Here is a 1,844-nt window from a genome sequence, read left to right as displayed (position 1 = left end):
CGGGGGGGAGGGCCGCGAGGCCTCACTCGGGAGCGCGTGCTCCCGGGACCTCCGGCGCGCCCGCTCGCAAGCCGCGCGAGCATGGCGTTCCGCGAGCCACCCTGGCGGATTGCGGCAGGGGGGCGCGCGGGACTCGGGGCACCTCAGGCGCGAGGACGCGACGCGCCCGCCGACCCATCCTCCGGGGGAGGCATGGCCGCCTCCGCCGTCACCTCCGCCCAGCGGATGTGGAACGTCGACGCCGTGCCGTCGAACTCCTCCGGCAGCACCACCACGCGGAAGCCACCACACAGCTCCACCGCCCGGGCCAGCAGCCCCGCGGAGAACGTGGGCAGGTCCGCCAGCACGTCGTTCATCCGCAGCTCCAGGAAAGTGGGGCTGCGCTCGACGATTTCGACCACACTGAAGTTGTTGCCGGCGCGAAAGCCCATCCCCGCCCGCAGCAGCATCCTCCGGGGACCGGCGAGCCGGACGACGCCCAAGAGCGCGCGACCGAAGAAGGTCCCGAAGTAGGCGTCCATGAAGCGCTCGCCCAGCGAGTAGTACGCGGCCTCGGCGGGAACTCCGCCGTAGACGTGACCCGCGGCGATGCGAAGGAACTCCTTCCATTGCTCCAGCGTGTAGGTCCGCTCCAGCTTCTGCTCGAGGTCCAGCCCCGCACGACGCAGGTGCTCGCGGCACGCGGGCGTGAGCCGGTTCTCGAGAGCGCGAAGGAAGAGCGCTTCCACGGTTTGCGTGAAAATCAGCTTCTCGGAAGAAGTCATAGGGTCGCACCCTACACCGGTCGGCCCGTCGCATGCTCGCCCACAGGTGAATCGGCGTTCAGTGCCCCTGTCGGCGAGCGACAGCCCGACTGCTCGCCGAGAAAAAGCCCTGGAGAGTCGAAGGGTTAGCGGTTGCTACGCGGTGCGGCGGCGGCGCGGAGCATCATCCCCCGGAGCCACCGGTGGGCCGGGTCGTCGTCAAAACGCTCGTGCCAGACCTGGAGGACGTCGAACGGGGCGAGCTCCACGGGGGGAGGGAGGATGCGCAGGTGGCCTGGCTCGACGAACAGCTCGGCGAGCCGGCGAGGGGCGGTGAGCACGTGGTTGGTGCGCGTCACCGCCAGCGCCGCGGTGAGGAAGTACGGCAGCCGCACGCCGATGCGTCGCGTGCGACCCAGCTTCTCCAGCGCGATGTCCACCGAGCCGACACCCTCGCCGCGCGGGCTCATCAACACGTGCGGCAGCCGCAGGAATGTTTCCAGGTCCAACCGTTGCTTCACCACGGAGTTGTCGCGGCGCACGACGCAGACGAAGTGCTCGGTGAAGAGCTTCTGCTGGCGCAGGACGGGGGACGGCTCGGGGTAGGCGCCGACGACCAGGTCCAGCTCGCCGCTCTCCAGCTGGGCTTCGATTTGGGGGATGACGAGCGGGCGCACCACCAGGTCCACCTGGGGGGCCTCGGTGTCCATCAGCTCCAGCAGGGACGGGAGCAGGGCGGAGGCGAAGTAGTCCGTCGTGGCGAGGATGAAGCGCCGCGAGGAGGCCTGGGGGGCGAAGACGGACTCGTTGCGCAGGGCGCGTTGGACCTCGAGCAGGCCCCGGTGCAGGGGCGCGGCGAGCTGCTCGGCGCGAGGCGTGCGCACCATGCCGCCACGTCCCCGGATGAGGAGCGCGTCCCCGAGCAGCTCACGCAGCTGCCTGAGCGCGTGGCTCATGGCGGACTGGGTGATGCCCACGCGGGCCGCGGCGCGGGTGACGTTGCCCTCGGTGAGCAGCGCGTCGAGCGCCACCGCGAGGTTGAGGTTGATGTTCGCCAGGTCCAGGTCGGCCTTCGCGGGCGGGCTCGGCGCGGGGACGCGG

The 1,844-nt window shown here is 70.9% G+C and carries 2 protein-coding genes; both read right to left on the bottom strand.

Annotated features, from left to right (window positions below):
* Window positions 1-143: 143 nt before the first annotated feature.
* The gene (locus FL311_RS42975) at window positions 144-764 is read right to left on the bottom strand and encodes a DUF2378 family protein (protein WP_046714688.1); all 621 of its coding nucleotides are present in this window, start codon (window positions 762-764) and stop codon (window positions 144-146) included.
* 125 nt (window positions 765-889) lie between these two features.
* Window positions 890-1,844: LysR family transcriptional regulator (locus FL311_RS42970; protein ID WP_368668623.1), on the bottom strand; the 955-nt coding region annotated here is incomplete at its 5' end.

Origin of the sequence: Myxococcus sp. AB025B (assembly GCF_006518215.1) — a bacterium.
Lineage (GTDB): Bacteria > Myxococcota > Myxococcia > Myxococcales > Myxococcaceae > Myxococcus > Myxococcus fulvus.
The sequence above is the reverse complement of the archived record's forward strand: the minus strand, read 5'-3'. Positions and strand labels throughout refer to the sequence as shown.